General features: G+C 68.8%; 22 protein-coding genes and 1 pseudogene. 18 read left to right on the forward strand and 5 right to left on the reverse strand.

Annotation, left to right across the window (positions count from 1 at the left end):
* The first annotated feature begins 29 nt into the window (after window positions 1-29).
* Window positions 30-704 carry a TetR/AcrR family transcriptional regulator gene (locus ACSGC5_RS01315; RefSeq protein WP_434968822.1) on the forward strand — a complete coding sequence of 225 codons (675 nt, stop codon included), beginning with the start codon at window positions 30-32 and terminating at the stop codon, window positions 702-704.
* 25 nt (window positions 705-729) lie between these two features.
* Here the strand turns inward: ACSGC5_RS01315 and ACSGC5_RS01320 are convergent, their stop codons facing one another.
* The gene (locus ACSGC5_RS01320) at window positions 730-1743 is read right to left on the reverse strand and encodes an o-succinylbenzoate synthase (protein WP_434968823.1); all 1014 of its coding nucleotides are present in this window, start codon (window positions 1741-1743) and stop codon (window positions 730-732) included.
* A gap of 141 nt (window positions 1744-1884) precedes the next feature.
* Between ACSGC5_RS01320 and ACSGC5_RS01325 the strand changes: the two genes are divergently transcribed.
* Window positions 1885-2688 carry an LLM class F420-dependent oxidoreductase gene (locus tag ACSGC5_RS01325; RefSeq protein ID WP_434968824.1) on the forward strand — a complete coding sequence of 268 codons (804 nt, stop codon included), beginning with the start codon at window positions 1885-1887 and terminating at the stop codon, window positions 2686-2688.
* Window positions 2689-2718: 30 nt separating this feature from the next.
* On the opposite strand, the gene ACSGC5_RS01330 is transcribed toward ACSGC5_RS01325, so the two are convergent.
* Window positions 2719-3114, reverse strand: a complete 396-nt coding sequence (locus ACSGC5_RS01330; RefSeq protein WP_434968825.1) for a glucose-6-phosphate dehydrogenase — start codon at window positions 3112-3114, stop codon at window positions 2719-2721.
* 117 nt (window positions 3115-3231) lie between these two features.
* Between ACSGC5_RS01330 and ACSGC5_RS01335 the strand changes: the two genes are divergently transcribed.
* From ACSGC5_RS01335 to ACSGC5_RS01345, 3 genes are read left to right on the forward strand one after another with little or no spacing between them, the layout of a single operon-like run.
* Complete coding sequence (locus tag ACSGC5_RS01335) at window positions 3232-4134, forward strand: 1,4-dihydroxy-2-naphthoyl-CoA synthase (RefSeq protein ID WP_434968826.1); 903 nt, start codon at window positions 3232-3234, stop codon at window positions 4132-4134.
* The gene (locus ACSGC5_RS01340) at window positions 4122-5177 is read left to right on the forward strand and encodes an AMP-binding protein (protein WP_434968827.1); all 1056 of its coding nucleotides are present in this window, start codon (window positions 4122-4124) and stop codon (window positions 5175-5177) included. The genes ACSGC5_RS01335 and ACSGC5_RS01340 overlap by 13 nt, the downstream gene beginning before the upstream one ends.
* Before the next feature lie 11 nt (window positions 5178-5188).
* Entirely contained in the window at window positions 5189-6172 is a 984-nt protein-coding gene (locus ACSGC5_RS01345; protein ID WP_434968828.1) for a 1,4-dihydroxy-2-naphthoate polyprenyltransferase, read from the forward strand.
* Here the strand turns inward: ACSGC5_RS01345 and ACSGC5_RS01350 are convergent.
* On the reverse strand, window positions 6119-6496 hold the full coding sequence (locus ACSGC5_RS01350; protein ID WP_434968829.1) for a DUF4229 domain-containing protein: 378 nt from the start codon (window positions 6494-6496) through the stop codon (window positions 6119-6121). The two genes, ACSGC5_RS01345 and ACSGC5_RS01350, sit on opposite strands and share 54 nt — an antisense overlap.
* Window positions 6497-6590: 94 nt before the next feature.
* Here ACSGC5_RS01350 and ACSGC5_RS01355 point away from each other — a divergent pair, with 94 nt between their 5' ends.
* Genes ACSGC5_RS01355 through mgtE form a run of 4 tightly spaced genes read left to right on the forward strand, consistent with a single transcriptional unit; the run spans window position 6591 to window position 11154 of the window.
* Window positions 6591-7010 (forward strand): PLDc N-terminal domain-containing protein, encoded by a 420-nt coding sequence (locus ACSGC5_RS01355; RefSeq protein WP_434968830.1) that lies wholly within the window; start codon window positions 6591-6593, stop codon window positions 7008-7010.
* On the forward strand, window positions 6979-8871 hold the full coding sequence (gene menD / locus ACSGC5_RS01360; RefSeq protein ID WP_434968831.1) for a 2-succinyl-5-enolpyruvyl-6-hydroxy-3-cyclohexene-1-carboxylic-acid synthase: 1893 nt from the start codon (window positions 6979-6981) through the stop codon (window positions 8869-8871). Before ACSGC5_RS01355 ends, menD begins: the two co-directional genes overlap by 32 nt.
* Window positions 8872-8898: 27 nt before the next feature.
* On the forward strand, window positions 8899-9762 hold the full coding sequence (locus ACSGC5_RS01365; RefSeq protein ID WP_434968832.1) for a polyphosphate kinase 2 family protein: 864 nt from the start codon (window positions 8899-8901) through the stop codon (window positions 9760-9762).
* 42 nt (window positions 9763-9804) lie between these two features.
* Window positions 9805-11154: a magnesium transporter gene (gene mgtE / locus ACSGC5_RS01370; RefSeq protein WP_434968833.1), complete on the forward strand. Its 1350-nt coding sequence runs from the start codon at window positions 9805-9807 to the stop codon at window positions 11152-11154.
* Window positions 11155-11167: 13 nt separating this feature from the next.
* On the opposite strand, the gene ACSGC5_RS01375 is transcribed toward mgtE, so the two are convergent.
* On the reverse strand, window positions 11168-12454 hold the full coding sequence (locus ACSGC5_RS01375; protein ID WP_434968834.1) for an isochorismate synthase: 1287 nt from the start codon (window positions 12452-12454) through the stop codon (window positions 11168-11170).
* A gap of 22 nt (window positions 12455-12476) precedes the next feature.
* On the opposite strand from ACSGC5_RS01375, the gene ACSGC5_RS01380 reads away from it, so the two are divergent.
* The 9 genes from ACSGC5_RS01380 to ACSGC5_RS01420 all read left to right on the forward strand — a co-directional run bounded on the left by ACSGC5_RS01380 (window position 12477) and on the right by ACSGC5_RS01420 (window position 20594).
* A complete protein-coding gene (locus ACSGC5_RS01380; RefSeq protein WP_434968835.1) occupies window positions 12477-13052 on the forward strand; it encodes a hypothetical protein in 576 nt (191 codons plus the stop codon).
* 62 nt (window positions 13053-13114) lie between these two features.
* The gene (locus ACSGC5_RS01385; protein ID WP_434968836.1) at window positions 13115-13858 is read left to right on the forward strand and encodes a demethylmenaquinone methyltransferase; all 744 of its coding nucleotides are present in this window, start codon (window positions 13115-13117) and stop codon (window positions 13856-13858) included.
* A 9-nt stretch (window positions 13859-13867) separates the two neighbouring features.
* Window positions 13868-14923, forward strand: coding sequence for a polyprenyl synthetase family protein (locus tag ACSGC5_RS01390; RefSeq protein ID WP_434968837.1), 1056 nt, complete (start codon window positions 13868-13870; stop codon window positions 14921-14923).
* Between the two features lie 55 nt (window positions 14924-14978).
* Window positions 14979-16352 (forward strand): FAD-dependent oxidoreductase, encoded by a 1374-nt coding sequence (locus ACSGC5_RS01395; RefSeq protein ID WP_434968838.1) that lies wholly within the window; start codon window positions 14979-14981, stop codon window positions 16350-16352.
* Window positions 16349-17551, forward strand: a complete 1203-nt coding sequence (locus ACSGC5_RS01400) for a multidrug effflux MFS transporter (protein WP_434968839.1) — start codon at window positions 16349-16351, stop codon at window positions 17549-17551. The genes ACSGC5_RS01395 and ACSGC5_RS01400 overlap by 4 nt, the downstream gene beginning before the upstream one ends.
* Window positions 17552-17647: 96 nt before the next feature.
* Complete coding sequence (locus ACSGC5_RS01405) at window positions 17648-18229, forward strand: hypothetical protein (protein WP_434968840.1); 582 nt, start codon at window positions 17648-17650, stop codon at window positions 18227-18229.
* A 63-nt stretch (window positions 18230-18292) separates the two neighbouring features.
* Window positions 18293-18775 carry a hypothetical protein gene (locus tag ACSGC5_RS01410; RefSeq protein ID WP_434968841.1) on the forward strand — a complete coding sequence of 161 codons (483 nt, stop codon included), beginning with the start codon at window positions 18293-18295 and terminating at the stop codon, window positions 18773-18775.
* Between the two features lie 25 nt (window positions 18776-18800).
* Window positions 18801-19760, forward strand: coding sequence for an alpha/beta hydrolase (locus ACSGC5_RS01415; RefSeq protein WP_434968842.1), 960 nt, complete (start codon window positions 18801-18803; stop codon window positions 19758-19760).
* A 69-nt stretch (window positions 19761-19829) separates the two neighbouring features.
* Window positions 19830-20594, forward strand: a complete 765-nt coding sequence (locus tag ACSGC5_RS01420; protein ID WP_434968843.1) for a type I restriction-modification system subunit M N-terminal domain-containing protein — start codon at window positions 19830-19832, stop codon at window positions 20592-20594.
* Window positions 20595-21132: 538 nt separating this feature from the next.
* On the opposite strand, the pseudogene ACSGC5_RS01425 reads toward ACSGC5_RS01420, so the two are convergent.
* A pseudogene (locus tag ACSGC5_RS01425) lies at window positions 21133-22314 on the reverse strand (hypothetical protein); the annotation flags it as partial.
* Window positions 22315-22324: the final 10 nt, after the last annotated feature.

Consider the following 22324-nt stretch of genomic DNA (forward strand, 5'->3'; position numbering starts at 1 on the left):
TGTGAACGCGTCGACGGGAGGAGGTCGTGATGGAGCAGTCGGATGACGCTGCCACTCGCCACATCCTGGACGCCATCGACGGGATCGTGCCCGAGGAGGCCCGCGGCCGCGAACGCACGAAGGCCCGGCTCATGCGAGCCGCGTACGAGGTGTTCGCCGAGGTCGGCCTGGACGGGGCATCCGTCGAGGCGATCTGCGAGCGCGCGGGGTTCACGCGCGGGGCGTTCTACTCCAATTTCTCCACCAAGGATGAGCTGTTCTTGGAGCTGGTCCGCGCCGTGACCGATCGCAAGCTCGAGGCGGTGTCCGACCGGGTGGACGGGTTGCGCGCCCGGGACGCGACGTTGACGCCGAGCGAGCTCGTGCAGAACGTCCTCGAAGGCACCGTCGAGGGGCTGCTGGATGTCGTCCTCATGAACGAGATCCGACTGCGTGCGATGCGCGATGACGAAACGGCGCGCGCCTACCTCGCCTGGCTGTCGAGTCTGATCGACCGGGTGCAGCAGATGATCGAAGCGCTGGCGGACTCCTACGGCCTGCGGCTTCGGCTCCCGGCGCGGGACTTCGCTCGACTCGTGCTGATCGTCTGGGAGGATGCGCTGGTGTCAGCGGCGATCGAGCGGCTCGACTATGTCGGATTGCGGACTCGGGCCGAGAAGCGTACCCAGCAGCTCGCGATAGCGCTGGTCGACACGTCATCCTGAACGATCGGCCGCGTCGGTACCGGAGTCACCCGACGGATGCGGCAAGCAGCGCGTGGCACCGCGCGAGGCGTTCTGCCCACCAGCGGCTGCGTTCGGCGGGCGCCGCGTACTCCGCCAGGGCTGACGCATCGACCTCGGGCCTGCGAACCGGGACGGTTCCGTGCTCGGGTCGCAGCGGGTCGACGGTGACGTCGGCCCCCAGCAGCGATGCGGTGCCGAGACCACAGTCGTAGTCCAGCCGGGGGAGCGCGCCCGCGAGGGCTGCCCCCATCGCCAGTCCGACGGAGGTGTCCAGGGCGCTCGAGACGACCACCGGCAGACCCGCCTCGGCCACCAGCTGCAGGACGCGGTGCACCCCACCGAGCGGCTGCGCCTTGATCACCAACAGATCCGCGGCGTCCGCGCGGGCGACCGCGAGCGGGTCGTCGGCCTTCCGCACGCTCTCGTCGGCGGCGATCGGCACTCCCATATAGCGGATTCGGCGACGGAGCTCCCGCAGCTCGTCCAGGCGTGCGCAGGGCTGCTCGACGTACTCGAGGTCGAACTCCGCGAGCGCGTGGACGGCGTGCTCGGCCTCGTCGAGGCTCCAGGCTCCGTTCGCGTCGATGCGGATGCGGCCAAGGGCGCCCATCGTCTCGCGCACCGCACGCACGCGGGCGATGTCGTCAGCCAGGGTGCCGCCGCGTTCGGCGACCTTGACCTTGGCGGTGCGGCATCCGTCGAATCGCGCGAGAACCTCCGGCACGGCAGCCGCCGAGACGGCGGGAACCGTCGCGTTCACACGGATCTCGGTGCGATGCGCGGTCGGGGCATTCTGCCAACCGAAGTCGATCGCCGCCGCGAGCCAGGCGCTCGCTTCGGCATCCTCGTACTCTGCGAAGGGAGAGAATTCGGTCCACCCCGCGGGTCCTCGCAGCAGCATCGCCTCGCGGTGCGCGAGGCCGCGGAACGGGGTCACCAGGGGAAGCGAGACGACGTACGCGTGAGCGCGCACCTCGTCGAGTGGAGGAACCGACGGAAGGTGCAGGGCGGCTGGCATGCTCTCATCCTGCCCTGCGTGCGAGGTGTCTGCTCGAACCGTCGGCCCGGTCGAGCCGTCGGCCCGGTCGAGCCGTCGGCCCAGCCGAACCGTCGGCCTCGGCCCGGCCCGCAGCCGGGTCCAGGTCCGTAGGCTGACCATATGGCCCTCCTCGAGACTCCCGTCCGCCTCGGCATCCAACTGCGCCCCCAACACGTCGCGTACTCCCAGATCCGGGACGCCTTGCTGTGGGTCGAGGACTTCGGGGCCGACATCGCCTTCACCTGGGATCACTTCTTCCCGCTGTCGGGGGACCCCGACGGTGCGCACTTCGAATCGTGGACCATGCTCGGCGCCTGGGCCGAACAGACCGAACGGATCGAGTTCGGCGCGCTGGTGAACTGCAACAGCTATCGCAACGCCGATCTGCAGGCGGACATGGCCCGAACCGTGGATCACATCAGCGCCAAGGGCGGCGGCACGGGGCGGTTCATCTTCGGAACCGGCTCCGGATGGTTCGAGAAGGATTACGACGAGTACGGCTACCCGTTCGGTACCGCAGGATCACGGTTGGACGATCTGGCGTCGAGCCTGCAGCGGATCGAGGAGCGATGGGGAAAGCTCAATCCGGCCCCCACCCGCGCGATCCCCGTCATGATCGGCGGCGCTGGAGAGCAGAAGACCCTCCGACTGGTGGCGCGCCATGCCGACATCTGGCACAGCTTCGTCGGCCCCGATGACCTCCGCCGCAAGCTCGACGTGCTCGAGGAATGGGGGCAGCGCGAAGAGCGCGACCTCTCCCAGCTCGTGGTCTCGAACGAGATCGGCAGGCGCGAGACGGACGAGGTCGAGAGGCTCTACGAGAGCGGTGTCCGCCTGTTCACTCTCGGCCTGGACGGGCCGGATTGGGACTTCGCCGCCGTCAAGCGCTGGATCGCGTGGCGGGACGCGAAGAACGCCGACTGACCGGCCCGCTGCCCGCAGGGCTCGGCGCCGTCAGTCGACGGGCCCGCCGCACACGCCGCAGATCCCGCTGGGGGGAACCTCCACGAAGCAGGTCGTGCAGACGGAGGCCACGCGCTCGGGCGCTGACGGCGCGCGGCTGGTGCGCGGTTTCGGTGCCGGGCGCGACCGGGCACGTGCAGCGGGCGCGGACGCCGGCCGGGGAGCGGCGACGGCGGGACGGTGGGTGAGGCAGTAGAACCGCACGAATCCGGCGGGGTTGTTGGGGTGCCGGTGCTTGACCACCCACAGCTCGGTGCGTGGGAGCGGAGCGGATCCGGAGGGGCAGCGGGCGCAGCGGCTGTCTTCGCCGGGCACGACCTCGGATGCCTGCAGCGGAGTGTCGAAGGGGAGCGCGTCCCGCCAGTCGGACGACGTCCTGATCTGCATCCGCGTGTCTCCTGCCTGTCCCTCCCAGGCTACCGGTCTCGCGCCCCCCGGTCGTTTGCCGGCCGGTGACGCCTCGAGGAACTCCAGGCCGTCTCGCTGCCCGCGTAGGCTGGGCGCGTGAGCGTCTCCGAGCTGTTCGATCCGGATGCCTGGGTTCTTGCGCCCGGCGCGGAGGACTACACCGACATCACTGCGCACGTCTCGACCGACGGGCGCATCGCCCGCATCGCGTTCGACCGGCCCGAGGTGCGCAATGCCTTCCGCCCGCGCACCGTCGACGAGCTCTACCGCGCGCTCGATCTTGCCCGACAGGACTCGCGGATCGGCGTCGTCCTGCTCACCGGGAACGGCCCGAGCCCGAAGGACGGCGGCTGGGCGTTCTGCTCCGGGGGTGATCAGCGTATCCGTGGTCGCGACGGCTATACGTACGCCGCCGACGACGCGACCGCGCCCGATCCGGCACGAGCCGGCCGACTCCACATCCTCGAGGTGCAGCGGCTCATCCGCTTCATGCCGAAGGTCGTCATCGCCGTCATCCCCGGCTGGGCGGCCGGTGGCGGGCATTCTCTGCACGTCGTCTGCGACCTGTCGATCGCGAGCCGCGAGCACGGGCGGTTCAAGCAGACGGATGCCGACGTCGGCTCCTTCGACGCCGGGTACGGCTCGGCGTATTTCGCCCGGCAGATCGGTCAGAAGTTCGCGCGGGAGGTGTTCTTCCTGGCCGAGGAGTACTCGGCGCAGCGTGCCTACGAGATGGGGGCGGTCAACCGGGTCGTGGGCCACGCCGACCTCGAGCGCGAGGCTCTCGCGATGGCCAGGACGATCCTGACGAAGTCGCCGACGGCGATCCGGATGCTGAAGTTCGCGTTCAACGCCGTTGATGACGGACTCGTCGGTCAGCAGGTCTTCGCCGGCGAAGCGACCCGGCTGGCGTACGGCACCGAGGAAGCCGTCGAGGGGCGGGATGCGTTCTTGCAGAAACGCGATCCTGATTGGTCCCCGTACCCGTGGCACTACTGAGCCTGCCGGGACGGCAGCCGGAAGACCTGCTCGCCGCCCTGGCGGATGCCCAGGCCGACACTTCCGTCCTCGTCGAGACGTCGGGGTCGACGGGATATCCGAAGACGGTCGTCCTCCCGATCGCGTCGCTGCGTGCGAGCGCCGAAGCCACTGCCGCTCGCATCGGGAAGGGAACGTGGCTGCTCGCTCTCGCGCCGACGTATGTGGCGGGGCTGCAGGTGCTCATGCGCAGCATCCACGCCGGAACCGTGCCCGTCGTGGTGCCGCCGTCCGCGTCGGCGAGGGAGTTCGCCCGCGCTGCGGCCGCGATCGCCGCGCCGCGGTACACCTCTCTCGTTCCCGCGCAGCTGGCCCGGCTCCTGGATGCCGTCGATGAGCCCGCCGTTGCGGATTGCCTCCGCGGGTTCGAGGCGATCCTCGTCGGCGGCCAATCGTTGCCCGCGGAGCTGGCGGATCGGGCGTCGGTCGCGGGTGTGCGCGTGGTGCGCACGTACGGCTCGAGCGAGACCAGCGGCGGATGCGTGTACGACGGTATCCCGCTCTCGGGAGTCGGCGTGCGCATCGTGGACGGGGAAGTGCAGATCTCGGGTCCGGTCCTCGCGAGCGGGTACCTCGACGACCCGGAGCGCACGGCGTCGGCCTTCGTCACGGATGCGGCCGGAACGCGGTGGTACCGGACCGGCGACCTCGGCGAGTTCGATGGCGTCCTGCGGGTGACCGGCCGCCGCGACAACGTCATCGTCAGCGGCGGCATCAACGTGTCCCTCGATCGCGTGGAGCGCGTCGTGCGCACCGTGCCCGGACTCGAACGGGCGGTGCTGCTCGGGGTCGACGACCCTCGCTGGGGGCAGGCATCCGTCATCGTGATCGAGCGACAGTGCGCGGGAGATGAGGGCGCGCTCGACGAGGCGCGGCGGCGTGTCGAGCGGGAGATCGGCGCGGCCGCGCGGCCCCGCCAGGTGGTCGCGGTCGCGCAGTTTCCGCTCCTGCCCTCCGGCAAGACGGACGTCAGGGCGCTCCGCGAGCAGATCGCAACGCTCTAGGATTGCTCCCCGTGGCAGCACCCTCGAAGAAGAAGAAGCGTTCTCGGCCTCGGAGCACGCCGCATCCGGGTTCGACCAACGCCGCGCGCCGCGATCACCGTTCCCCGGTGGCGGCGCCGACACCGGCGACCGCGCGCGACTGGATCGGGGCAGCGCGCCTGCGGACCCTGCCGCTGGCTGTCACCCCGATTCTCGTGGGGACCGGTGCGGCGCTCCTGGTCGAGCGGCCGCTTCACTGGGTCATCGCGCTCGCGTGCCTCGTGGTCTCGGTGAGCCTGCAGATCGGGGTCAACTACGCGAACGACTACAGCGACGGCATCCGTGGCACCGACGCGTACCGGGTCGGCCCCGCCCGCCTCACCGGCGCAGGCAAGGCCAAGCCGCGTACCGTGCTCGTGGTCGCGCTCGTCTTCTTCGGGATCGCGGGGGCCTCGGGGCTCGCGATCACGATCCGCACCGAGCAGTGGTGGCTGATCGCCGTCGGCGCAGCATGCATCGTGGCCGCGTGGTTCTACACGGGCGGAAAGCGACCCTACGGATACGCCGGACTGGGCGAGCTGTTCGTGTTCGTCTTCTTCGGGCTCGTCGCCACGCTGGGTACCACCTGGGTTCAGGCGTTCGCGCTGCCCCAGGAGGCATGGTTCGGTGCCGTCGGGACGGGTCTGCTCGCGTGCGCCGTGCTCCTGGCCAACAACCTGCGCGACATCGACCAGGACCGTGTCGCCGGCAAGCGCACGCTCACGGTGCTGATCGGCCGCCGCGCGACGCAGGTCGTGTTCACGGTCTTCGTGCTCATCCCCTTCGGGATCGCCGCCTACCTCGCGCTCTTCTACCCGGTGGCCTGGCTGACGGCGATGGCGCTGCTGCTGGCGCTTCCGGCCATCCTCATCGTGTGGACCTACCGTCAACCGCGGGAGCTGGTCATCGCGCTCGCGCTGACCTCAGGGACGTCCCTCGCCTACGGGGCCTTCCTGTTCTGGGCGTTCGCCGGCTGAGCGTGTGGCGTCGGCATCTGCCGCTTCCGCCCGATCACGAGGGTCGGCCGCGCCCGTCGGCGCCGCCTCGCCGACGGCAGCATCCTCGACCTGCTCATCGGTCGGGGCCGCGCGCCGCGTCCGCCGAGCGGCCAGCGACGCGGACACCTCGTCGAGCGGTCGGCGCAGGAACAGGACCGACAGGCTCAGGCCGATGAGCGCCGCGAAGATCGCCGACAGCCAGTAGAACTCGCGGCCGATGGGCAGCAGCATCAGGATGCCGAACGGAACGAGGAAGAACAGGATGCGCAGCACCGTATACAGCCAGAAGGAGCGCGCGTTCACCCCTCCATCGTAGGCGCCGGCGTGGGTGCTCGATTCGAGCGGGCGGTCAGTGCCTGCCCAGCCCCGGTCGGCTGAACCGACCTAGGATGGAGATGTGCCCCGCGTGCTGTTGATTCTGGCGTTGGTGGCGACCGCGTTCTGGGTCTACACCATCGTCGATTGCGCTGTGCAGCCACCGACCCGACACCGGGGCGTCAGCAAGCCGCTGTGGATCGTGATCGTCCTGGTGCTTCCCGTCGTCGGTGGCGTGCTGTGGCTGCTTGTGGGCCGCGCCCGGCGTGCGAAGGTTCAGCCGTCGCGCGCTCCGGATGACGATCCCGAGTTCCTGGGTCGTATCGGGTCCATCTCCGATCAGGACGAGCGCATTCGCCGACTCGAAGAGGAGCTCGCGATGCTGGATGCCGAAGAGGCGTTCGAGGCTCCGACCCAGCCAGGACCCACCACCGATCCGGAGGCGGCAGCCACACCGCGCGATGATGACGATGAGCCCCGCGGATCACGCGGAGCCGCGTGACGGGCATCCGGTGAGCGACCATCCTCGCGGGGGGACGCGTTCGCCCGCGACCGACGCCGCGGCGGCGCTGCTCGATCAGCTGATCGAGCTCGGGATCCGTGACATCGTCCTGAGCCCGGGCTCGAGGTCACAGGCCCTCGCGCTGGTCGCCGCCGACGCCGAGGAGCGGGGGTGGTTACGACTGCACGTGCGCATCGATGAGCGGGTGGCGGGATTCACCGCGCTCGGCATCGGCCGCGAGTCACGGATGCCGGCGGCTGTCGTTTGCACGTCCGGCACCGCGGTCGCAAACCTCGCACCTGCCGTCCTCGAGGCTCACCACTCGGGCGTTCCGATGCTGCTGCTGACCGCCGATCGCCCGCCGGAGCTTCGGGGCGTCGCGGCCAACCAGACCACCCGTCAGCCCGGGATCTTCGGCCCGAATACCCGCTTCGATCTCGACGTGCCGACTCCGACCGAGATCGACGACACCGGTGACGGCGACTCGTCGGCGGCCCTCCGCGAGATCGCCACGCAGGCGATGACCGCCGCCCTCGGCGACGACCTGCGTCCCGGAGGTCCGGTCCACCTCAACCTGCCCTTCCGTGAGCCGCTCGCCGGTGCTCTGCCGCCGTGGTGGTCCTCGTCGTATCCGCGCACCGCAACCGTCGACATCCGCCCCGAGCACGGTGCGGCCGCCGAGACGGACGCGGCGTCCGAGCCGGGGTCCGAACAGTCCGGCGCGCTGTACCAGGGCGGCGGGGGTATCGGCGATGCGGAAGACCTGGTGCCCACGGGCGGCATGCCGCACGTGCTGACGCGCGGCGTTCGCACCCTCGTGCTCGCCGGTGATGGGGCGGGTCCGGGAGCGGAGGCACTCGCGTGGGACGGCGGCTGGCCCCTGATCGCCGAGATCGTCAGCGGAGCGCGCTTCGGGCGTCATCTCGTGCACGGCTACCGAGAGCTGCTTCGCCGACCTGAACTGCGCGACCCGATCCAGCGGGTCGTCGTGCTCGGACACCCGACGCTCGCGCGGGAGACCACGGCGCTCCTGTCCCGCGCCGACGTCGAGATCATCGCGCTGCGCGGCCCCGGTGAGACCGTGAATCTCAACGGCGCGACCGTCGCGGTCTCCGCGCTCGCCGCGGCGCCGCTGGCCGAGACCACGCCGGAAGCTGTCGAGGCCGATCGCGCGTGGCTGGGTACGTGGATGCGGGCATCGCGCGCGGCATCCGTCGATCTCTCGATGCCGGCGCCGGACGGTGCGGCGCTTGCGTCCACCGACCCGCAGACGCGACTGGGGGCGATCTCTGCCGAGCTTGCGGTGCTGCGCGAGAAGGTCGACCGGGTTGCCCTGGTGGATGCGATCTGGCGGGCGAGCTGGCCACACGACCGACTCGTGTTCGGTTCCTCTCGTCTGGTGCGTGTGGCCGATGACGTCCTGCCGGGCAAGAAGGTGGTCGTGCACGCCAACCGCGGGCTTGCCGGGATCGACGGCACCGTGGCGACCGCGATCGGCGTGGCGATCGCCAGCCAGTCGGAGGGAGCTGTCGGTGTCACCCGAGTGCTGGTGGGGGATCTCGCCCTGCTTCACGACGTCGGAGCGATGCTGCTCAGCCCCACCGAGCCCGCACCGCGCATCCAGCTGATCGTCGGCAACGACTCCGGCGGCACGATCTTCGACGGTCTCGAGGTGGCCGCGCTCGGATCGCAGGCCCTCCGCGACCGAGTGTTCTACACCCCTCACGAGGCCGACCTCGGCGCGTTGGCGGCGGCATATGCATGGAGCTACGTCCGCGTCGACACGCGCGCGCACCTCGATCAGGTGTTGACGTCGCCGGTCCACGGGCCCCAGCTGGTCGAAGTGCCGCTCCCGCGCTGAGCGCTGTGCCGGGTCCATGATGGACGGGTGATCGCGAGAAGTCAGACGTACTGGACCGGCGACGTCGCCGAGCTCCTCCGGGTCGGGGAGGGCTTCGTGCTCTCGAGCGTGGAGCCGGGCTCGACTCCCGGCTACGGAAGCGACAAGAAGCAGGCGGCGCAGGACCTCGCCGCAGGGGTCGCCGAACTCGGCCTGTTGCAAGAGAAGCTGTTCGCCCAGAGCAGGGTCGGCGCGACGGATGCGGCGGTTCTGCTCGTGCTGCAGGGCATGGACTCGTCAGGCAAGGGCGGTATCGTGCGTCACGTCGTCGGATCGGTCGATCCGCAGGGGGTCTCGCTCGCGTCCTTCGGCGCGCCGACCGAGCAGGAGCGCGCCCACGACTTCCTGTGGCGGATCGAGCAGAAGCTGCCCCCCGCGGGTCGGATCGGCGTCTTCGACCGATCCCATTACGAGGACGTGCTCATCGGGCGGGTGCGTGCTCTCGCGGATGCCGAGGAGATCGAGCGTCGCTACAGCGCGATCAACGAGTTCGAGCGGCAGATCGCGGCCTCCGGAACCCGCATCGTCAAGGTGATGCTGCACATCTCGTATGCGGAGCAGAAGGCTCGACTCATGGAGCGTCTGGATCGTCCCGAGAAGCACTGGAAGTTCACGCCCAGCGACGTCGACGAACGCACCCGCTGGCCGTACTACATGGCGGCGTACCAGACCGTCTTCGAGCGCACCTCGACCGAGCATGCGCCCTGGTATGTCGTCCCTGCCGACCGCAAGTGGTACGCCCGGCTGGCCGTTCAGCATCTCCTGCTCGAGGCGCTCGAATCCATCGATCCGCAGTGGCCGAGCGCGGACTACGACGTCGCGCTCCAACGGGAGCGTCTCGCTGCGACGTGAGAGTTCACCGACCCGTACCCGGTGTCTGCAAGGATGCGGCCCATGGATGACGAGTTCGAGGGATTCCTGCAGCAGGTGACGCCGCTGCTGAGAGAACGCCGACTCGACGAGTTGCGCGCTCTTCTGGCCGACGAGGATCCCGCCGAGATCGCCCAGCTGCTCGAGCGCGAAGACGCGCGCGACCGGGCGGTGCTCTACCGGCTGCTCCGGCGCGACCAGGCGCTGGAGGCGTTCGAACTGCTCGATCCGGGGATGCGCGCCGAGCTCATCGGTGGCCTTCGCGAAGAGGATGTCGCGAAGGTGTTCGAGGAGCTCGACCCCGACGATCGTGCCCAGTTGATCGATGAACTGCCGGCCGGTGTCGCGAGGGAACTCATGCGCGGCCTCTCGCCCGCCGAGCGCGAGCTGACCGCGCCGATGCTCGGCTACCCGAAGAACAGCGTCGGACGGTTCATGAGCACCGAGTACGTGCGCCTCTCGCCGCAGCTGACCGTCGGGGACGCGCTGACTCACGTGCGTCACCGCGGCATGGATGCCGAGACCGTCTACATGCTCCCGGTCACCTCGCCCCACCGCCGGGTTCTCGGTGTCGTGGGTCTTCGCGAACTCGTGATGGGGCGGTCGGACTCGAGTGTCGACGAGCTCATGACCGAGGCGCGCACCGCGCGGGCAACGGATGCCGCAGAAGCCGCAGCGCGGTCGCTCGTTGACTCCGGCCTTCTTGCCATGCCGATCGTCGACAGCGAGGACCGGCTCCTCGGCATCCTGACGGTCGATGACGCGGCCCGCATTCTCGAGGAAGCCGAAGACACGGATGCCGCGCGCCAGGGCGCATCCGAGCCGCTCGGGCGCCCCTACCTCACGACTCCCGTGCTGAGGATCGTCCGCGCGCGCGTGGTATGGCTGTTGGTGCTCGCCGTCTCGGCGCTGCTGACGGTGCAGGTGCTCGGGATCTTCGAGGCGACGCTCGAGCAGGTGGTCACCCTCGCCCTGTTCATCCCGTTGCTGACCGGCACCGCCGGAAACACCGGGTCGCAGGCGGCAACGACCGTCACCCGTGCCCTCGCGATGGGTGAGGTGCGAAAACGCGATGCGCTCACGGTGATGTGGCGGGAGATGCGCGTCGGGGCGTTCCTCGGTGGACTCTTGGGCATCCTCGGTTTCACGCTGGCAAGCCTGGTGTTCGATCCCGCTCTGGGCGCCGTCATCGGGCTCACGCTGCTGTTCATCTGCACGCTGGCAGCGACGGTGGGTGGGCTGATGCCGATCCTCGCGATGGCCGTGCGCGCCGACCCTGCCGTGTTCAGCACGCCCTTCATCTCGACGTTCTGCGACGCGACGAGCCTCATCATCTACTTCGCCGTCGCGACCTGGATCCTGCAGCTGGGCTGACCGCCCGGCGGGATCAGGCGAGGGCGTCGACGATGGGCCGGAACTTCACCCGGGTCTCGAGAAGCTCGGTCTCGGGGTCGCTGGCTGCGACGATGCCTGCTCCCGCGTGGGCGACTACGGGGATCGTGTCGGAGTACATCGCGAACTGCCGTTGCTGCTCAGCGCCGATCTGCGCGCAGCGCAGGGCGATCGCCCACTCGCCGTCGCCGCGGGCATCGATCCACCCGACCGGTCCGGCGTAGCGACCGCGGTCGAACGGTTCGAGGCGGCGGATCACCTCGAGGGCGGCATCCGTCGGCGTGCCTGCGACAGCCGCGGTCGGGTGCAGCACGCGGACGAGGTCGAGGGCAGACGCGCCGTTCGACAGTCGGCCCGAGACGTCGGTGGCCAGGTGCCACAGATTCGGGAGCTCAAGCAGGTGCGGCTCGTCGGGAGCGACCAGATCGCGGGTCAGGGGGGCTAGCGCCTCCACGACGCTCGTGACGGCGAATCGGTGCTCATCGAGGTCCTTGCGGCTCGCCTCGAGCGCGTGCGCGGCCGCGGCGTCCTCGTCGGCATCCGCGCCGCGCGGGGTGGTGCCGGCGAGCACACGCGCTGTCACGGTGCCGTGGTCGACGGTGATGAGGGTCTCAGGGCTCGCGCCGATCAGGCCGTCGACGGCGAACGTCCACGTGTCGGGGTAGTTCGTGGCGAGTGCGCGAACGAGGCGCCGCAGGTCCGCGCCTGCCGGAATCGTGCCGATGAGATCCCGCGCAAGGACCACCTTCTCGACCTCGCCCGCCACGATCGCCTCGATGCCGGCACGCACGGCCTGCTGGTAGGCGTCCGGCAGCAGCAGACCCGGTCCGAGGGTCGCCGACCAGTGAGGGCCGTACGGTTCCGGTGACGGGGCCGCGCTCTCGTCATCGGTCTGGCCCTCGCGGCGGATCGTGGTGGTCCACGCGCGACCCGCGTGTACCCCGGTGATCGTGCTCGGCACGACGAGGTACGGGCGTGTGGTGGAGGTCGGGTCGAACCCGAGCGCTCCGAATCCGACCAGACCGGTACCGGGCAGCTCCAGGGGATCGGACACCCGGGCATCTGCCGTGATCTCTCGCCAGATCTCGGCGAGCGGGATCGACATCGGGGGCGCACCCCGGCCGCCCATCTGCATGACCGGGCGGCCCGAGCCGACGATGCCTTCGCCGCGACGCAACCACGCGAGCGGGTTGCGCGGGTCGGTCAGGACGAGCAGATCGTCGACCGGTTCGATCTCCCTGGTCTCGACCACCAGGGGTGGCAGACGAAGCGAGCGGGTCACCTCACCAGCCTAGACTTCCGACGTGGATGCGGATCGAACGGGCAGGCCCGCGCCGGGCACGGTGACGCAGTTCCGGTGGCGCAAGTGGGATGGCGGCGTGCACTGGGTGCACGACTGCGTCTATCTCGGTCACGACGAGTGGGGCGAGTGGTTCGGACAGCCCGTCGGATGGCGCAGCATCCGTCCCGGCCGGGACGTCGTGACCTCGGCGCCCAACGTGTCGCTCATGCCCCCGAGCGGTCAGTACGCGCTGACGGTGAACGCCGCGCCCTCCCGGACTCGCGTGTACATCGATCTCGGCTGGGACATCGGCTGGTCGCCGTCCGCTCCCGGCGTCGCCGAGGGCATCGACATGGACCTGGATGTCGTCAAGACGCTCGACGGGCGCGGAATCTGGATCGATGACCGCGACGAGTGGGACCAGCACCGCGTGCGCTACGGCTACCCGCGCGAGGTGGTCGTACGCCTCGAGGCGCTCGCCGTCGATCTTGAGCGGCGAGTGCGGGCGAACGAGGCGCCGTTCGATGACGCGACCGCGGATGCCTGGCTCGAGCGGCTCGCCGGACTCGGACTTCCGCCTCAGGAGTTCGGTCGTTGAGCGAGCGCAGCGAGACGAAACGCCTCGGACTGGCCCCTCAGGCTGCGCTCTAGACTCGACAGGTGAGTTCCGACCAGGCGCATCGCGCAGACCTTCAGAAGGACCCGGCCCGCGTCAGCGGGATGTTCGACGAGGTTGCCGCGGGTTACGACCGGACCAACACAGTCTTGAGCGTCGGCAACGACCGCTTGTGGCGGAAGGCGACCACGCGTGCTCTGTGCCCTCGCCCGGGTCAGCGCATCCTGGATCTGGCGGCGGGAACGGGCACCTCGAGCGTCGCGATCGCCCGCACGGGTGCTGAGGTCGTCGCCGCGGACTTCTCTCCGGGAATGATCGCTGAGGGCCGGCGGCGCCACGCGAACGTACCCGGTGTGACCTTCGTCGAAGCCGACGCGACAGCTCTGCCGTTCGGCGACGCGGAGTTCGACGCCGTGACGATCTCGTTCGGCCTCAGGAACGTGCAGGACCCGGATGCCGGCCTTCGCGAGATGCTCCGCGTCACCAAGCCCGGTGGACGCCTCGTGGTGTGTGAGTTTTCGCACCCGACCTCACCGGCGGTGGCATCGCTGTACCGGCTCTACAACGATCGTGTCCTTCCCCCTGTCGCGCGCCTCGTGAGTTCGAATGCCGACGCCTACGACTACCTCAACGAGTCGATCCGGGCGTGGCCCGACCAGCCGACACTGGCGGGGCGCATCCGGGCCGCCGGTTGGGTCGACGTCGCATGGCGCAACCTCACGTTCGGTGTCGTCGCCCTGCACCGGGCCCGCAGACCCGTCGAGGACGGTGGGTCACAGCCCCGGTAGGCTGTTTGCGTGACCCCTTCCGCGTCAAGCTCCCGAATCGCGAGCCAGCTGGGTCTCGCGGAACGGATCTTCGCGGGGCCCCGAGCGCGGCGACTCATCGACGGCGTCGAGGCCGGTCTTGATCGGGTCGACACCAGCCTGGAACGCGAACTGCACGTCTCCGACGCGCTCGCAGACGCGACCAGCCGCTATTTGTTCGAGGCCGGCGGTAAGCGGGTGCGCCCGATGCTCGCGCTCCTGACCGCCCACCTCGGTGACGGTGTGACCGACGAGGTCGTCGAAGCCGCAACGGCTCTCGAGATGACACACCTCGGCTCGCTGTATCACGACGACGTCATGGACGACGCCGACAAGCGCCGGGGCGTCCCCAGTGCCCACTCGGTCTGGGGCAACAACATCGCGATTCTCACGGGCGACCTGCTCTTCGCGCGGGCGAGCCAGATCATGGCGCGGCTCGGTGAGGGCGCCATCCGTCTGCAGGCGAACACGTTCGAGCGTCTCGTGCTCGGACAGATGCACGAGACGGTCGGCCCGGCGGATGCCGACGACCGCGTCTCGTTCTACCTCCAGGTGCTCGCTGACAAGACCGGTTCGCTCATTGCGGCGGCAGCGCAGTCCGGCGTCGTCTTCAGCAATGCCCCGGACGAGTACGAAGAGCCGGTCCGGGCCTTCGGCGAGGCGGCAGGCGTCGCGTTCCAGCTGCTCGATGACGTCATCGACCTCTCGGCCGACCCCGATGAGACGGGGAAGGTGCCCGGAACAGATCTGCGGGCGGGCGTGCCCACGATGCCGTATCTGCTCCTGGCGCGTCGTGACGACGCGGAGGCGCGCGTCCTGCGGGAGCGCATCGACGACGGTGTGGCCCAGATCGCTGACGGAGCCGACCCCGCACTGCTGGATGAGCCGCTGGCGATGCTGCGCGCGGACCGTTCCACACGCGAGACCGTCGAGCTGGCCACCGCCTGGTCGCGCGACGCGATCGCCGCCCTCGATCCCATCCCCGACGGCCCGGTGCGCGAAGCCCTCACGCGGTTCGCGCAAGCGGTCGCCGACCGCTCGAGCTGAACGATCCCGGCGCCTCGCGTCGAATCACCGTGCTCTCGCGTCCCGAAAGGAACCCATGACCACTCTGAGGTTGGCCATCGTCGGTGCAGGCCCGGCAGGCATCTACGCCGCCGACATCCTGCTGAAGGCGGAGCGGTCGTTCGACGTGTCGATCGACCTGTTCGAGCAGCTGCCGGCCCCCTACGGCCTCGTGCGCTACGGTGTCGCCCCCGACCATCCACGCATCAAGGGTGTGATCTCAGCGCTGCGCGAGGTGCTCGACCGCGGCGACATCAGGATCTTCGGGAACGTCGAGTTCGGTCGCGACATCACGCTGGACGACCTCAAGCGCCACTACAACGCCGTCATCTTCGCAACCGGCGCTGTGCGAGACGCGACCCTCGACATCCCGGGTATCGACGCGGACGGCTCGTACGGCGCGGCCGACTTCGTCAGCTGGTTCGACGGGCATCCGGATGTGCCCCGTACGTGGCCGCTGACGGCCCAGTCCGTCGCGGTCGTCGGCAACGGCAATGTCGCTCTCGATATCACGCGGATCCTCGCCAAGCACGCCGACGATCTGCTGTCGACCGAGATCCCCGCGAACGTGTACGACGGACTCAAGGCCTCCCCCGTGACCGATGTGCACGTCTTCGGCCGCCGCGGACCCGCGCAGGTCAAGTTCACCCCTCTGGAGCTTCGCGAGCTGGGCGAGCTGCGCGACGTCGACATGGTGGTCTACGACGAGGACTTCGACTACGACGAGGCGTCCCGCACCGCGATCGAGAGCAACAAGCAGGTCAAGGTCATCGACCGCGTGCTGCAGGAGTGGCGGACGCGTCCGGGCGCGAACAACGCCGGAGGGACGGCATCCCGGCGCCTGCACCTGCACTTCTGGGCCAAGCCGCTCGAGGTGAAGGTCGACGACGAAGGCCACGTGTCGGGCTTCGTGTACGAGCGCACCCGGCCGGACGGGCAGGGCGGCGTCGTCGGCACCGGTGAGATCCGAGAGGTGCCCGTTCAGGCCGTGTACCGCGCTGTCGGGTACTTCGGCTCCCCGCTCCCCGAGGTGCCGTTCGATGAGCGCCACGGCGTCATCCCGAATCACGAGGGTCAGGTGCTTCACGCCGACTCGAACGAGCGTGTGCCCGGCATGTACGCGACCGGGTGGATCAAGCGCGGACCGGTCGGACTGATCGGTCACACCAAGTCCGACGCGATGGAGACCGTGCGTCACCTCATCAACGACCAGGGGTCGTGGTGGCAGCCCGAGGACCCGTCCGAGGCCGCGATCCCCGCGCTTCTTGCGCAGCGCGGGGTCCAGTGGACCGATCTGCAGGGGTGGCACCGTCTGGACGAGCATGAGATCGCGCTCGGCGAGCCGGAGGGGCGTGCGCGCATCAAGGTCGTGCCGCGCGACGAGATGGTCACCATCTCCCGGGGCGAATGACCTCCGCGCGGGGACTGTCGCCGGGGCTCATCGCAGCGCTCGGCTTCGTCGCCGCGGTCGGTCCGTTCGCGACCGACATGTACCTCGCCTCCTTCACCGACATCGCCAGCGATCTCGGTGTCGACGCTGCCGCCGTGCAACTGACACTCACGTCGTTCCTCGTTGGTGTGGCATCCGGTCAGCTCGTGCTCGGCCCCTGGTCCGACCGAGTCGGTCGGCGACCGGTCCTGATTGCGGGCGGAGTGGTCTTCGCGGTCTCGAGCATCGCCATCGTGTTCGCGCCGACGATCGCTGTCTTCGTCATCCTTCGGTTCGTGCAGGGCTTCTCCGGGTCCGCGGGAATGGTGCTCGCTCGCACCGTCGCCGTCGATCTCAGTCCGAAAGAGACGGCGGTTCGCGCGCTCAGCCTGATCGTGGTGGTCGTGGGCGTGGCGCCGCTGATCGCGCCGCCGATCGGTGGTCTGCTCAGCGAGGCGGTGGGGTGGCGCGGGGTGATGGCCTCACTCGCTGTCGTCGCGGTGGCGATGCTGGCCGTCTCGCTCTGGGTCGTTCCCGAATCCCTCGCGCCCGAGCATCGCCATTCGGGCGGGATGGGGGCAACGTTCCGCTCCTTCCGGAGCCTGCTTGCCGATCGCGGCTTCCCGCTGTACACGGGTGCCTTCGCGTTGACCTTCGGCGCGATCATGGCGTACGTGTCAGCCTCGCCGTTCGTCGGTCAGGTCGTGCTCGGCATGTCGCCGGCGATGTACTCGATCTCCTTCGCGGTGGCAGCGAGCGGCGTCATCCTCTCGAACCTCGTGAACGCGCGGATCGCGGTACGGTTCGGGCCGAGACGGATGCTGGTCGTCGGCCTTGGGTTCACCACCGGCGCCGCGGCGTTGCTGCTGGGTCTGACTCTTGCCGGCGCGCTCACGGTCGTCGGATTCGTGACCTGCGCGTTCTTCCTGACCCTCGGCCTCGGATTCACGATGTCCAACTCGAGCGCGCTCGGACTGGCTCGCGCCGACCGGGCCCGCGGCGCCGGATCCGCGATCATGGGCACATCGCAGTTCGTCGTCGGTGCGATAGCCTCCCCGCTCGTGGGGCTCGCGGGAGAGGACACCGCGGTGCCCATGGCCGTCGTGATCGCCGTGATGATGGCGCTCTCTCTGCTGCTCGGCCTCCTGGCCCTGCGAATGACCCGGCGCGGCCGCCGGTGAGGCCTGCGCGTGCGGGGTGACCACGGCGCTGTCGTAGATTGAGGGTGTTGATCTGCACCGGTGAGTGACCGACGTGCACCGAGTGAAGGAGTCGCCGTGTTCCGATCCCGCCTTGCGCCTGCCGCCGCTGTCATCGGCATCCTGCTGCTTGCCGGATGCGCGCCGACACCCGAGCCGTCATCCACCCCCAGCGCCGCAGCGAGCGAGAACGACGGTGCCTCGGCGGAACCCACCGTTTCGACCGAATCGGCCATCGCGAACGTTCCGACCGACTGCGCCGCCGTCGGCACTGCCGAGAGCCGCGCAGACACCGTCGACCAGCTCACGCTCCAGGGCGACGGGGTCGGTTTCGAACGCCCCGTTCCCGAGGGTGCCACACTCCTGCTCGGGTGCGATTGGATCGCCGGCGACACCACAGGGCTGCTGTTGCTGATCAGCGAGGTGGATCCTGCAGCCGCCGAGGCGTACGTCGCCACTCTCCCAGACCAGGGCTACACCTGCGTCACCGGGGATGCCGGCAACCCCGTCTGCCAGATGGTGACGCCCAGCTCGGAGTACCCCGTGGACACGGTCGAGACGATCACCAGCCGTGAGGACATCTGGATCTACTCCTCCTCGACCAACCTCGATGCCGACATGCTGCTGAGCGACCTGAACCAGCAGATCTGGGCGAACTGAGACACCTTCGTATTGCCGCTCCCGCGCGCCCGGGGCGGGAGCGGGCGTGGCAGGATCGACAAGATGAGCACGAACAGCCGCAGCGATGGTCCCCAGCCCATGAGTCGTCGTGGTCTTCTCGCCTCAGCCCTCGCGGCGGGCACCGTCGGTGCACTGGCCGGTGCGGCGGCGCCCGCGGCAGCCGCCGAACTCCCGCCCCAGGAACCCGATTCGCCGTGGGTCAAGGGCTCGGGTTTGAAGCTTGCTGACGAGTGGGTGCCGTTGCCGGCGGACTACCCCTGGCGCCCCGGCCGGATGATCTACTACACGATCATCGAGGGCGACCTGTCCGTACCGGGACGACGCCAGTGGGCTGTGGTCCTTCCGGATGGCAGTCAGCGCTCCTTCCCCGAGACGGCCTTCTTCTCCCAGCTGAGGATGGCGTTCGCTGAGCGTGGCTGGCGGTGGGAGTCGACCAGCCATCCAGCGGCGTCGCACGTCGTGGTCTACCTCTCGCTGAACGACTTCCTCGCCGCGGGACTGGGAAACGCGCCTGCGATCGCGTGAGCCGGTGCGGCGATAGTCTCGACGTATGGAAGAGGCCTGGCTTCCTGACCTTCTGGGCGGCCGCTTCGCGCAGCGCACGCTGCACCTGGGTAGCGACGACGAGGGTGAGGTCGTCGCGACTGTCGTGCGGCTCCTCCCGTCGTGGCCGGCCTCGTGGACGGGCTCGCTGCGCGATGTCGACGTCCTCTACGTCCACGGATGGTCGGACTACTTCTTCCAGACCGGCCTCGCGCAGTGGTGGGCCGAGCGGGGTGCCCGTTTCTACGCGCTCGACCTGCGCAAGTACGGCCGGAGTCTGCGCCCCGGCCAGACGCCCGGCTACGTCTCGTCGCTGACGGAGTACGACGCCGATATCGCCGCGGCGCTGTCGGTGATGGGGCGTGGCGAGAACCCGGGTCGGCGTCTTGTGCTGTTGGGGCACTCCACCGGAGGTCTGACCCTCTCGCTGTGGGCGGCCCGGCATCCGGGGGTCGCGTCCGCGCTCGTGCTCAACAGTCCGTGGCTCGAGTTCCAGGCGGGGGCGTGGGGACGAGAAGCGCTCTCGCCTCTCGTAGCGGCCCGCGCACGGTGGGATCCGCTGGGCACGCATCCGGTCGTCGACCTCGGCTTCTATACGCGTGCGCAGCGGGAGGTGGGGACTCTGCCGGACAGTCCCGACGGTTGGCGGCCGGAGCGCGGATTTCCGACTCGCCCCGGGTGGTTGAAAGCGGTGCTGGACGGACACGACACCGTTGCGCGGGGGATCGAGGTCGGATGCCCCGCGCTCGTCCTGCTCTCGAAGCGGTCGAGCTCGCCGCTGTCCTGGCGTCCCGAGATGATCGAAACGGACTCCGTCCTCGTCGTCGACGACATCGCTCGCGCCGCTACGCGTCTGGGCCGTCTGGTGACGATCGCCCGGATCGAGGGCGCGCTCCACGACGTGTTCCTCTCGCGCCAGCCGGCGCGCGACGAGAGCTACCGGGTCATGGCGGAGTGGATGCGGTAGTTCTCGGCCCGTTAGGTGTCCCCGCTCTCCGTTAGCGTTGAAGGGTTGCGCAGATCGAGGGGACACAGTGTGGTCACGGGTGAGCTGAAGCGTCAGGTCGACAAGGTCTGGGATGCCTTCTGGTCGGGCGGCATCGCCAACCCCGTCGAGGTGATCGAGCAGATCACCTATCTGCTGTTCATCCGGCGCCTCGATGACCTGCAGTTGCTCGCCGAGAAGAAGGCGTCGCGTTTCGGGGGCGAGGTCGAGAATCCCGTCTTTCCCGAGGGTTACGACAGCGATCTGCCGAGCCGTCGACCGTATCGGGATTTGCGGTGGAGCGTCTTCACGAACTTCTCGCCCGTCGAGATGTTCGAGGTTGTGTCGGAGCATGTGTTTCCGTGGCTGCGTCAGCTCGGCGCCGAGGGGTCGAGCTACGCACGCAACATGCGCGATGCGCGTTTCACGATCCCGACGCCGGCGCTGCTGACCAAGGTCGTCGACCTGCTCCGCGATATCCCGATGGAGGATCGCGACACCAAGGGCGACATCTACGAGTACATGCTCTCGAAGCTCGCGACGAGCGGCACGAACGGGCAGTTCCGTACGGCCCGGCACATCATCCAGCTCATGGTCGACCTGCAGCGCCCGCGCCCGGATGACGTGATCATCGACCCAGCGTTTATGCGCAAGTCGGATGTCTCAAGAGACATCCAAGCGCCGGTCAGGCTGGTGCTTGGAGGTTCAAGTCGGTCGCTCTGCTCTCCCGTGAGAACTCGAGCCACCACCCTGCGAAGGCAGCCGGCGCAATCACTTCCAGCCTGTGCACGCCTTCGCCAACCGGAAGGACCTTGACGAGGCGCGCGTCAGCCTGCGCGGATGTTCCGACCGGCGAACCAAACTGGGCCGATGGGTCCTCTCTGAGGGCTTCCATGATCGAGTGCGCGACTCTTTCCACGGCCACTGCGAGAAGCGTTTCAACGTCGCCATGGAGGTCAAGCTCGTAGGCGGACCACACCGCGGCGGGGTCGAGGTCACAGGTCACCGAGGCTGCGGCACGTGCCTCAGCGACGCCCTTGCGATCGATAGCTAGAACCTGCTCCAACGTGCCTTGCGGATGCGCCCACACCCCGTGGTCCGCAAGCAAAGTGAGGAGCCGCGCCTTTCGGATGCCCTCCGCAGTCGACTCGTCATCGAGACCGGCCAACCAAGCTCCCCTCGATGCGGGATCGCTCGGAACCTTAGCCTCATCCGCTTTGCGGATTAGGGGACGCAGCACCGTTGAGATCCGACCGGGGCTCTCGGCGAACGTCTCCGTGATTGCACTTGAGAGCCCCGGCAGTGAGTCGAGGGTGCGCTGCATCTCGGGGTCGAACAGCGCGTCAAGATCACACACCGCGCGTACGTCCAAGCCCAGCTTCGTGCAGATCTCCAGCCATAACGCCACACCGCCGCTCCCGCCGCAGTCGACGAGATCTGTCTGCGCGACCACTTCCGCCGACGCGACGCGTGTAAGAGTTGTAGACATCGCGGCGACATCCGTCACACCCTCGAGCAGAACAGGTCGGGGCGAGAACACGATGTCGCTTACCAGTTGTGGATTCTGTGCGAGCGAAGCCTCCACGCGGTCCGCTTGCACATCCAAGACGCTCTCGCTCATCCGGCGCGGCGGCGATCCGGCGCCGAAGACCCAAATCGACGCCAAGTCGCTGGCGAGTCGTGGCCGCAAGAAGCTCGGCTCGTGTGTGACTACGATCGCGGATCGTCCCGACTGCTCGCATTCTCTGTTCAGCTCGGCGAGCCACAGCCTGGCCATGGAGGGGTGCAGGTGGAGTTCCGCCTCATCGACAACAAGCAACCGCCAGTCATCTCGATAGACCGCGGCGAGGAGGACCACCAGCTCGCGAAGACCGTGACCCTCGTCTCGAAGCAACGAGTACTCGACTGATCCCATGCGCACGTACGGGTCTAGGAATCCGGCTGTTTCGCGCAGTTCGATGGATCGCCCGAGAGCGCGACGGATGAAAGCTGCAACGCGTAGCAGGACCTCTGGCTCCTCACGAAGCGCATAGAGCTCAGTGGTCGCGAGACCAGCGAGCCTTGCCATCTCGAGGATCTGTCGGCGTTCTTCCTCGCCGATTGGGACGCCGCGGTACTCGGTGGGTGTTGAACCCCAGCCGTGGTTAACAACGTTCATCAACCCGACCAGGCGATCGGTTGTCAGGATCCGCTCGCCTGTGGCCAAGGCGATCGCGCGAGCGGCCTTTGACTTTCCGCTGCCATTTCGCCCGACGAAGTACTGGACTGGGTGCGACCAGTCCGAGATCTCGATGAATTCGTGCTCAGAGCCAACCGAGTCGATCCCAAAGACGCCAGCTCGTCTGATGGTGACCGAGTCGGGGAACTTGTCACCATCAGTCGGCATTCGACTGATGGACGTCACCTTGAGCGGAGGGTCCCAGGTGTGGATGGCGAGGAACTGATCTGCAGCTTCCCGCTCACTGCCCGCGTCAACCTGCTGACGGTCGATACTGCCACCATTCGGCGCTACCGCCGACACGAGGAATCGGGTCATTGATCGTGTC

Origin of the sequence: Microbacterium sp. bgisy207 (assembly GCF_965345035.1) — a bacterium.
Lineage (GTDB): Bacteria > Actinomycetota > Actinomycetes > Actinomycetales > Microbacteriaceae > Microbacterium.